This is a genomic window from Flavobacterium sedimenticola (genome assembly GCF_030053345.1).
Classification (GTDB): domain Bacteria; phylum Bacteroidota; class Bacteroidia; order Flavobacteriales; family Flavobacteriaceae; genus Flavobacterium; species Flavobacterium sedimenticola.
The window spans coordinates 1-6,973 of sequence record NZ_JASGBP010000015.1; the positions used below are offsets into that span (position 1 = coordinate 1).

General features: G+C 43.0%; 2 protein-coding genes. Both read right to left on the reverse strand.

Features of this window, described 5'->3' with window-relative positions; genetic code table 11:
• Window positions 1-71: 71 nt before the first annotated feature.
• A complete protein-coding gene (locus QHT84_RS14040) occupies window positions 72-5,075 on the reverse strand; it encodes a T9SS type A sorting domain-containing protein (RefSeq protein ID WP_283240209.1) in 5,004 nt (1,667 codons plus the stop codon).
• A 272-nt stretch (window positions 5,076-5,347) separates the two neighbouring features.
• A partial coding sequence (locus QHT84_RS14045) for a T9SS type A sorting domain-containing protein (protein ID WP_283240210.1) occupies window positions 5,348-6,973 on the reverse strand: 1,626 nt, incomplete at its 5' end.

Below are 6,973 nucleotides of genomic sequence, written 5' to 3' on the forward strand. Positions count from 1 at the left end.
ATTTCGTGTATGCCAAAAAAAATCCCTGCCAATGGCAGGGATTTTCTATAGTAAGAAGTTCTAATGTAATATTAGCGTTTTACCACACGCACGGTTTGTACCTCCTCATCTTGAGTCACCACTACGTTGTAAACACCACTTGGGTATCTATCGCCGATAGTCGTACTCTCAACAGCTGAGGCTCTCACCACACGTTGCTCTACCAATCGGCCAACCATATCATACACCTTAATGTCGATACTGGATTGACTTGAAGTCGTTACCGCCAAACTAAAGCTGCCCGCAAACGGATTCGGATAAGCGGTTACTTCCAATGGTAAAGCCGTTACTCTTGATGGTGGTGTCGGAATAAAAATCAAACACTCTTCCTTCGGTATAACTACCGCAGGACCTAACTTAACCGCAACGCTGATGTAATAATCCAATCCACTCGGAATGGCCGGGAACATCGCCAAGGTAACATCGTTCGTGTTGCGATCTACATAGTGGTCATAGATTAAGTTAGTACTCAAATCATATCCCTTCAAGTAAAAACGGTATCGCGCACTTGGGTAAGTCTCTGACGTAATTACCGTAGATAATGAAGCCGGGGTGTATCCTGTTTCACAATCTCCGGCTAAACCTACAATACGAACCGTAGGAGTAAGCGGTGTAGTAACCACACACGGTACGGCCGCATAATCACCCCAAGTAGTAATACCATTAACCGTAGAACCGGCTTTAACCCATACATTATAATCCGTCTCATAATCCGCCGCAACTGTCGTTAAATTAGTCAACAACAATAACGGTTGACCAACAACACTTACCTCTTCCTCTACCTCAGGCTCTGCTACTTTAGATACTTTAAACTTGTACTCCGTAGCATACGCCACATTGGTCGCAGTTAAAGTCGTGCTCAAGCCCGGAATCTCAACATTACATTGTGAGGCTACTAATGAAGTCGTTGGCACACCTAACGTAGTAATCGTACAAGTACTTGGTGAGGTTGACCATGCTCCGGCTACCCTAGCGCGTACCGAAATGTTATATACCGTATTGTAAGCCGGTGTATAGTTCGGCATCATAGACAATCTAAAATTGTTCACCTGTCTGGTAATAACCTGACTCGACGGAGAAGTAAACGTTGGAGAAGTAATGGTAAACTCATAATCCGTTGCACCGGTTACCGAAGCACTAACAATAGTAGTACCTATTGGTAAACTTTGAGAACACTGAGTCGTTACTAAGGACGGACTCGCCAAGGCAGGGGTTCGGATAACGCGGGTATCCCCTAAATAAGGTTGCTCCTCTCCGTTTACGATAACCTTTACGCGAATAGCAAACGGAGTGTCATAAGCATAAATATTGGTCATCGTTAAATTAAACTTATTAATTGAACGTGGCAACGTTACCGTTTGATTGCTGGTCATGTTGGTAATCTCAAATACATAACCTGTTATAGGGAATCCTCCCGATACCGTCGGGATAGTCGCCAAGATAGTCGTACTGATAGAACCCAACACCAAATTATTCGGGTAAGCCGCCGTTAAGCTCGATGCCACCGGCTGACAGCCTTCTGATTTAATACCGTCGCAATCATCATCGATATTGTTAAAACAAATCTCAGGGGCCCCCGGATAAACAAAATTACGGGTATCGTCACAATCCAAACTGTTCGATACATAACCTACCGGTTGCGTACAGTTAGACGTAGTAGTAGCCAAATCACCAAAGCCGTCACCGTCAAAATCACGGTACCAAGTAGACTGCGGAATCACTACAATCTCCATAGTGGTAGAATTGGCACATTCAAACTCACCTGGCGTAAAAGTATAAGTTGTTGTAGCAGTAGTATTCAAAGCCGGAGACCATGTACCGGTAATACCGTTCAAGGAAGTGGTTGGCAAGGCACTGATGGTCGATCCCGAACACACCGACCCTACTTGTGTAAAGGTTGGGGTCGCTCGGGCGGTAACAACCAAAGCAATAGCACTGTTACCTCCTGAAACAGCTACATTAGAAGCGGGTGAACCCGTCAACTCCACAGAAGTCACTTGTAAGGTCTGCCCGTTATTAGCAAAAGTTAAAGGCAACGTAAAAGAAGCCAAACCTCCGCTATTAGCGGCTAACGAAACTGAGGTTTCACTACCGCCATTGATGGTGTAGTATAAAGTAGAAGAAGTATTTGGAAGCAATCCGTTAACATCAAATGACGTAACGCCTATTCCGTCACACTGTACTTCGGTCTGTGTAATACTGGCAAACGTAGGCGCCGGCATAGCCGTAGTAACCGATTTAACATCAGAATTAGCAGAAGTACTGTTCGTGCTTGTAGCACGTACCCGGTAATAATAAGTAGTTTGAGGATTTAACCCTGTTACTTGATAACTAGTTGTATTTCCTACATTCAGATTTTCGTAGCCTAAAACATATGTTGAAGCTTGACCGGTTATCAATATGTTATCAATACCACTAGTCCCTCCCGCAGCGACATTTCCTGAAGTCACTTGTAAATTTGAAGTCATAATCCATCGGATTAAAACAGAGGGCTGATTATCACAAACCGACGGTAAAGAAACATTATTCAAAACTCCTGTAGTCCAATTGTTTGCTACGGTTATCGCTCCTCCTAGTATATCCGTCCAAGCACCAGCCCCAATTTTATATTGAACCTTAAAGTCTCTAGGTCCCGTACCTGAAGAACGTTGAGCTGAAGATAATTTTAGTTGGCTATACCCAAGAGTTGAAATATCAATTTGCCAATATTTTACACCACTACCGGAATCCCATCCCGGACCAGAAGCGGCACTTGTAGTACTCGATTGTACTGGTGCATAACTGATGGTACCTACCCCACCTTGAGTGGTTAATGTTTTAGCATTATTGATTGTTACTCCTGAATCAATAATGTTATCATCCGGATTATTTGGGAAAGTCCAATTTGCAAGAGTAGTTACTGAACCTAAAAAATCAGGTGATGGACTTACATCCAATCGATAACCCGTAGCACCACTTACGGATTCCCAATTAGCAAAAAAGGAATCCGACTCCACCGTTGAAGCATTTAAGACATTCGGAGCAGAAAGATTGGATGTGGTAAAGTTTGATGACGTACCATAAACCGCACCTGTTCCATCAACAGCAAATGCTCTGTAATAATAGGTGGTATTAGGGGATAATGATGAAGCTGTTCCTCCCAAAGCCATGGTACTCGAACCGGTAAAATCACTGTTAACACTGTACTCTATCCCGGAAGCTGTTACAGCAGAGCAACCGGCTGTAAAAGAACCGTTCAAAACCGCGGAAGTTGAAGTTACGGAAGCATTGCTTCCGGTAATCACACTAACCGCTGTATTAATTCCTGCCCCGGAAACAGCTACATTCGTACTACTTACTGTTCCTCCTCCCGAAATGGCAAACGAACCATTATAGTTTGCTACAGCAGTAGGCGTAAACTTAACATAAACGGTTTCTGCCAATTCTCCATTCACATCCGGAGTATAGTTTAAGGAAGCCTGATAGGTCCCATTCAGAGAAGTAGCAAAGGTATATCCTGTCAACGGACCTACCGTTACCGTTTGATTCGTCAAATTGTACCCGATAAAAGCAAAACTTTGAGTGGCACTCGTATTGATACAAACAGAACCAAAAACAGGTAATGGATCGGCTTCAATCGTTGGAGATTGACTGATATTTGTGGTACCCGAAGCAGAGCCTCCGAAACCGGTCTCCACATTACTGCCGTTTCTGGCTTTTACTTGGAAAGCATAAAGTGTATTGGAAGACAAGCCTGTCACGGTTACTGTAGCACCCCATTGCGTTTCTGTCCTCCAAACTGTAGAAACACCCAAAGAGCCGTCAGCCTGAACATATTGTCCTCCGATTTCTTGAATGGCATACTCGGTTCCGGAAGGATTGTCATCATTGGTATCAATAGAAACATTTAAGGTATTTACTGTAGGCGAACCAACCGTTGGCATATTAGGCGTAACGGCTAGGGTGTAAAAAGTAGCCCCGGTACCATACGATGTTCCTATACTATTGGTGGCATAAGCATTATAACTATATTGCCTATTGACTAAAAGCACGTTACCTGTTCCGTTAGAAAAGGAACCTGTACCTGAACCTGGACTTGATGTCTGTAAATTAGTAACCCCTGTACCGTTAATGGCAGGCGCATTATTAACGCTGGTGAGTGAGTAAACCGAACCGTTGGCCGTTATCGCAGCACCACCGGTTGACGTTACATTACCGGCTAGTGTGGCAGAATTAAAAGTTATGGATGCTACAGCTGTATTGGTCACTGTTGGAGCAGATACTGACGAAGGCGTTACACTGGCCCAAGTAGTTCCTACCCGAATCCCATCAAAACGCGCAAGTGTTGTTGTAGCGAACTGTCTTATTGCAATAGCAGATAAAGCTGTGGCATCCGTTACTGCATCAGTAACATTAGAAATAGTAGCAACCGGTTCAGCACTTCCTGGCGTTGGGTTAACCCACATTGACACTGTATCATCTGTTGTGGTTCCTGTATTGAACGTATACTTAACAACTATAAAATGGGTGGTTCCTGTAGCATACGAATAACTTGTGTTAACAGCAGAGGCAGCAGCTGAAGACTTGGTTAATCCAAATCTCAACAAACCAGTTGTCCCATCCTTTTGAATAAAAACTCTTCCAAAAAAACCACTTGCTGTTGCTCCAGAAGACTGACATAAATGTATACTGTAGTCTGTTGTTGTAACACTTGGACTTGCATTGACCATAAAAGAAAAGTATACACTTCCTGAATTCGTACTAGTAAATGCTTTATTTACATCTTCACTGTTTCCAGAGGGAGATGTCGCATTTCCTACACCTGAAGAAAGATAGCCGGAATAACTTAACCCTGGACTAGTTATTGTCATGGGACCAGTTCCGGAACCACTATGAGCGACCCACCCATTTGCGGTTAAATTTGTTCCAATGGTACCTGTAAAATCATCAACCAATAATGACTGACTAAACACTTTTTCTGGCACCAATAACACCAACAAAGCAAAACTCCACAAAAAAAGCCAAGAAGGCTTCTTAAAAAGTAAAATGTTTTTCATATAAAAAAGTTTAAAACGATAACAAAACTAAGCAATAAATGCATCTTGCAAATAAAAAAATATTAACTAATTGTTAACCAATCACAAACAAACATTTGGTCGGATTTATTGTGCTTTTAATCGATATTATTTCGTTTTCGAGGGATTTACTTAAGTAAGAATATACATAAGTTTTAAAAACTAATAAATCATGCTTTGAGACGCAACAACCCTAACCAAAAAATCCCTGCCAATGGCAGGGATTTTCTATAGTAAGAAGTTCTAATGTAATATTAGCGTTTTACCACACGCACGGTTTGTACCTCCTCATCTTGAGTCACCACTACGTTGTAAACACCACTTGGGTATCTATCGCCGATAGTCGTACTCTCAACAGCTGAGGCTCTCACCACACGTTGCTCTACCAATCGGCCAACCATATCATACACCTTAATGTCGATACTGGATTGACTTGAAGTCGTTACCGCCAAACTAAAGCTGCCCGCAAACGGATTCGGATAAGCGGTTACTTCCAATGGTAAAGCCGTTACTCTTGATGGTGGTGTCGGAATAAAAATCAAACACTCTTCCTTCGGTATAACTACCGCAGGACCTAACTTAACCGCAACGCTGATGTAATAATCCAATCCACTCGGAATGGCCGGGAACATCGCCAAGGTAACATCGTTCGTGTTGCGATCTACATAGTGGTCATAGATTAAGTTAGTACTCAAATCATATCCCTTCAAGTAAAAACGGTATCGCGCACTTGGGTAAGTCTCTGACGTAATTACCGTAGATAATGAAGCCGGGGTGTATCCTGTTTCACAATCTCCGGCTAAACCTACAATACGAACCGTAGGAGTAAGCGGTGTAGTAACCACACACGGTACGGCCGCATAATCACCCCAAGTAGTAATACCATTAACCGTAGAACCGGCTTTAACCCATACATTATAATCCGTCTCATAATCCGCCGCAACTGTCGTTAAATTAGTCAACAACAATAACGGTTGACCAACAACACTTACCTCTTCCTCTACCTCAGGCTCTGCTACTTTAGATACTTTAAACTTGTACTCCGTAGCATACGCCACATTGGTCGCAGTTAAAGTCGTGCTCAAGCCCGGAATCTCAACATTACATTGTGAGGCTACTAATGAAGTCGTTGGCACACCTAACGTAGTAATCGTACAAGTACTTGGTGAGGTTGACCATGCTCCGGCTACCCTAGCGCGTACCGAAATGTTATATACCGTATTGTAAGCCGGTGTATAGTTCGGCATCATAGACAATCTAAAATTGTTCACCTGTCTGGTAATAACCTGACTCGACGGAGAAGTAAACGTTGGAGAAGTAATGGTAAACTCATAATCCGTTGCACCGGTTACCGAAGCACTAACAATAGTAGTACCTATTGGTAAACTTTGAGAACACTGAGTCGTTACTAAGGACGGACTCGCCAAGGCAGGGGTTCGGATAACGCGGGTATCCCCTAAATAAGGTTGCTCCTCTCCGTTTACGATAACCTTTACGCGAATAGCAAACGGAGTGTCATAAGCATAAATATTGGTCATCGTTAAATTAAACTTATTAATTGAACGTGGCAACGTTACCGTTTGATTGCTGGTCATGTTGGTAATCTCAAATACATAACCTGTTATAGGGAATCCTCCCGATACCGTCGGGATAGTCGCCAAGATAGTCGTACTGATAGAACCCAACACCAAATTATTCGGGTAAGCCGCCGTTAAGCTCGATGCCACCGGCTGACAGCCTTCTGATTTAATACCGTCGCAATCATCATCGATATTGTTAAAACAAATCTCAGGGGCCCCCGGATAAACAAAATTACGGGTATCGTCACAATCCAAACTGTTCGATACATAACCTACCGGTTGCGTACAGTTAGACGTAGT

What these genes read in the sequence shown, in the direction of transcription:
- QHT84_RS14040 (WP_283240209.1), bottom strand. Translation starts at nt 5,075, where the DNA reads ATGAAAAACATTTTACTTTTTAAGAAGCCTTCTTGGCTTTTTTTGTGG.